4 protein-coding genes are annotated in these 3895 nt (G+C 34.5%); 1 reads left to right on the top strand and 3 read right to left on the bottom strand.

Annotation, left to right across the window (positions count from 1 at the left end):
• The 3 genes from J6L95_RS04500 to J6L95_RS04490 form a co-directional block, all read right to left on the bottom strand.
• The coding region (locus J6L95_RS04500) for a nicotinate phosphoribosyltransferase (RefSeq protein WP_287458303.1) at positions 1-1415 on the bottom strand (1415 nt) is incomplete at its 3' end.
• A 118-nt stretch (positions 1416-1533) separates the two neighbouring features.
• A complete protein-coding gene (locus tag J6L95_RS04495; protein WP_029070630.1) occupies positions 1534-1965 on the bottom strand; it encodes a hypothetical protein in 432 nt (143 codons plus the stop codon).
• A gap of 9 nt (positions 1966-1974) precedes the next feature.
• Complete coding sequence (locus J6L95_RS04490) at positions 1975-2553, bottom strand: zinc ribbon domain-containing protein (protein ID WP_029070631.1); 579 nt, start codon at positions 2551-2553, stop codon at positions 1975-1977.
• 133 nt (positions 2554-2686) lie between these two features.
• Here J6L95_RS04490 and J6L95_RS04485 point away from each other — a divergent pair, with 133 nt between their 5' ends.
• Positions 2687-3400, top strand: coding sequence for a YoaK family protein (locus J6L95_RS04485; protein WP_287458302.1), 714 nt, complete (start codon positions 2687-2689; stop codon positions 3398-3400).
• Positions 3401-3895: the final 495 nt, after the last annotated feature.

The raw sequence follows: 3895 nt of genomic DNA, 5'->3' as shown, positions 1-3895 counted from the left end.
TTTCTTGATAGATCTACATAATATTTATGTGGATATTCTAAACGGAAAACTTCATCCCATAATAGTTCTTCCTGTTTTTTCTTGTATTCTCTAATTTCATCAAGAGTAAATTCAGGATATACACATTTACCATCCTTGAAGACTTCTTTTTGTAATTCATAGAACTTGAATTCTCCTGCTGGCAATGTTTTGTTAAGCCATTTATCTAGCTGAGAGTAGATTGTTAAGTCATCATCAAGATCAATGATTTCATCCGCAAATGTAATTAAGTCTGCGATAGCCTTATTGGTTTCTTTTTCAATAAGACGATAGACTTTCTTATATCCTGGGTTTGTGATCTTTTCAGTATTTTCTGAGATCTTGATCTTAGGAATGATTTTTCCATCTCTTTCTACAGCTGCCATCTTGTAGACTCCACCGAAAACTGGTGCTGACTTAGATGTAATCATGTTTTCTCCCACACCAAAGGAATCAATCTGAGCACCCTGTTCAAGCACTGAACGAATTAGATATTCATCTAGTGAGTTGGAAATAGAAATCTTGCAGTCAGTCAAGCCTGCTACATCTAGCATAGCTCTCGCTTTCTTAGTCAAGTAAGCAATATCGCCACTGTCGATACGAATACCGGCCAAGCGTTTTCCCATTGGTTCAAGTACCTGTTCTGCTACTTCAATCGCATTTGGTACCCCGCTTTTTAATGTGTCATAAGTATCTACAAGTAGAATACAATTATCTGGATAAATTTCAGCATAGGCTTTGAATGCATCGTATTCATTATCAAATGACTGCACAAATGAATGGGCCATTGTACCAAGAACTGGAATATTAAAAATCTTTCCAGCAGATACTGTCGCTGTACCAGCTGCCCCACCAATGTAGGCTGCTCTTGCACCATATGTAGCGGCATCATAACCCTGTGCACGTCTTGCACCAAATTCCATGACTGGACGTCCTTTTGCTTCCTGGACAATACGTCTTGTCTTAGTTGCAATAAGTGACTGATGATTGATTGTTACTAATAAGAATGTTTCAATCATCTGTGCTTCAATTATTGGTGCCTTAACAGTTACCAATGGTTCATAAGGGAACACTGGTGTTCCTTCTGGAACAGCCCAGATTGATCCAGTGAACTTGAAGTTTCTTAGATAATCAAAGAATGCCTCATCAAATACGCCTAATCCCCTCAAATAATCGATATCGCCATCAGAGAAATGCATGTTTTGAACAGCTTCAATCAATTGCTGAAGCCCTGCCGCAATAACAACTCCTCCATCATCGGGATTTTTACGATAGAACATATCAAAATAAACAACTTCGTCCTTCTTGCCTTGCTTAAAATAATTATAAGACATTGTTAATTCATAAAAATCCATTACAAGTGTAATATTTCTTGCACTATTTACATTGAAATTCATATATGATATCTCCTTAATATAAGGACATGATACTCTTTTTTTCTAAAAAAATAAAGATGTCATCCGATATTTCATAGCACAAAAATAAAGTAAATAAAAAAATCTCTCATGAGAGAGATTAATCAATCTTTAATAAGAATGAAATAAGTGCACAAATTGCACCCATGATAAAGGCATGGTTTCTAAAGAGATTAAATGGTTTTCTTAATTCTTCTCTTCCATTTCCAGCAATAGAGATCACAAAAGGTGTAATCATATACGTGATAGCTACTACAAACCAGAACATTCCCATATCTCTAAATCCACCGGCAATTGTGGAATACATCTTGAATATGGATGTTTCATCCTGTGCTGAAACGACAAGCCATGATGCAAACATGAAAATAAGTGATACCATAAAGCATCTTTTGACATAGTCGTAGATATCATCATAATTAGGTAGCTTGACTGGCTTAAACAATGAAACAATAATCATGACAAGCAAGGCTATCACTGCCGAAGCATTAATGAAATTGATGATTTTAGCTAAATTATAAAACAATGAAAACATAAGTACCTCCTACAGTGACTTTGTTAAGTTGGTAATATTTTTAATGATAATTTCAATCATCTTAGAAAGATTCTTGAAGATCAATGCGAAGAAGCGTACAACCATATTATTGTTAAACTGAATATTAAAGAAATAATTGTACGTATTAACAAACAAATGCCATATCGATGAATAAATATTATGAGCAATCTTTCCGATGCCATTGTAGTAGCCATTGACTATATACATGACAACAGAGAACAATAAACAAATAACACTTATAATCTGCAAGATCTTTGTGGCTTTATCTACAATAGGATAATGTCTCTTACGATTAAGTTCCTCACTTAACTTCCTTACAGAATCAGATATTTCTGCTTCTTGTGCACGTCTTCTATAAGGAACTTGTTCGTGCTCATCTTCAAGAGGAAGATCTGCTCTCTTCATGATTCGTGTAAAATCACTCTCCGATTCTTCTTTCACGCCAGCGTGTTTTAAAGCTTCAGATATTTCAAAATTTGTCGCCTTATGACCACACTGCGAGCAGAATGTTTCACCTATTCTATTTTTATGTCCACACATCTCACATGTCCAGAACATCTGATCCATAGCTACTTCTCCTTTAGTTTAATAATAACTATTAAACACAAATATGAAATTTAATCAAGTGATAAAGCGTTTACATGAAAATATAACTTTATTTTTTACCAAAACAAAACTATAATGAACGCGGTGATATGTTATGGATGAAAAAAAATATTTAGAATGTGAAAAATATTATGTATTCTTATTACTAATTTTTGTTGCAGGATTTTATGGGGGATTTACAATTTCAGTAAAAGGTGGTTCATTTGCCAATGCTCAGACTGTTAATATTGCTCTTCTTGGCATTGCCATTGGAACAAGGAAATTCAGTAGTGCATTGTCCATCTTTTTATCAATTGGTGCTTATTTTATCGGTACAATTATTTCTGAACAGGCAGCCTGGCTTATCAGCAAGAAACGTCTATTAAGATGGGATACCATTTTGGTATTTTTAGATATGCTTGTCATTACGACATTGGCTATTGCACCCATTCATACACCGGCCTTGATTTATTCTATTACCATCAACTTCTTATGTGCAATGCAATTTAACACATTCAGAAGTGCTGAAGGCATCGGAATGGCTACCATCTTTATTACTAATCATGTAAGACAGACTGGAAGCTTCTTTACAAGATGGATGAGAAAGCCATATGAAAAGACTTATCTTAAAAAATGGACAAGACATGGCGGAATGGTTGTTTCTTTCTGTTTAGGTGCTGCCTTTTGTTCGCTTCTTGGACTTAAGTTCCATACAAAAGTTTTATTATTTGCGGATATTCCATTATTTATAATCTTTATTAATCTGCTTCGTGCTGATCTTACAACTGAACGTCTTCTTCTTGGCAAGAGAGTTCCAAGTGGACATTAATAATTAAAAAAAGAGTCAATAACGAAAGTTATTGGCTCTTATTTTCTTTTATGTTTAGCAAGTTTTTCTAATGCATCCTTAGCTGCATGCTGTTCTTGAGTGAAAAGGTGTTAGGACTCAACAGTCTGACAAATCTCAGCCTTGAAAACGTCAGGCTAACACCTTACCTCACTAACAGATAGGAATGCATAGGCAGCGCACATCACTGGACCTACAATCCAGAAACAGGAACTTTCAATGAAAAGGAACTTTCAATGAGAATTGAGCGATGATAAATATCTCTTTTCACATACCAGCTATAGTCTAATATAAAGACACCTATTCTGAAGTGAATCCCAAAAGTTGTACAAATTGAAAATTCACAAGTGTTTTTTCAGTTAATTCACTATAGAAAATGCTTTCAGTGTTAGGAACACAGTTGTAAAAAATTATAATCATCACTTAGATATGAATAGTCTTAAAAATATCTGCATAAAAGTAAACAAATACATAGCA

The organism is Kandleria sp. (genome assembly GCF_017934775.1).
In the GTDB taxonomy this organism is placed as follows: Bacteria; Bacillota_I; Bacilli_A; order Erysipelotrichales; family Coprobacillaceae; genus Kandleria; species Kandleria vitulina.
The sequence above is the reverse complement of the archived record's forward strand: the minus strand, read 5'-3'. Positions and strand labels throughout refer to the sequence as shown.